Origin of the sequence: Chryseobacterium sp. CH25, assembly GCF_004119455.1 — a bacterium.
Classification (GTDB): Bacteria; Bacteroidota; Bacteroidia; order Flavobacteriales; family Weeksellaceae; genus Chryseobacterium.
The window spans coordinates 1-232 of sequence record NZ_NRQT01000136.1 but is presented as its reverse complement, the minus strand read 5'-3'; the positions used below and the strand labels follow the sequence as shown (position 1 = coordinate 232).

Below are 232 nucleotides of genomic sequence, written 5' to 3'. Positions count from 1 at the left end.
TATAATGGAACTAACACCTTCAAAAACCTCAGAAAATCGGGTTCAGTATTTTGACGGATTTGGGAAGACCCAAGCAAGGATAGTTAATGTAAAAGCATCACCGCTGGGAAGAGATATGGTCATCCATATTGAATATAATGGAACTAACACCTTCAAAAACCTCAGAAAATCGGGTTCAGTATTTTGACGGATTTGGGAAGACCCAAGCAAGGATAGTTAATGTAAAAGCATC

Annotated in this window: 1 protein-coding gene; it reads left to right on the top strand. The window is 38.4% G+C overall.

From position 1 onward, the window contains the following. A partial coding sequence (locus tag BOQ64_RS24340; RefSeq protein WP_228448545.1) for a hypothetical protein occupies positions 1–187 on the top strand: 187 nt, incomplete at its 5' end. Positions 188–232 lie beyond the last annotated feature (45 nt).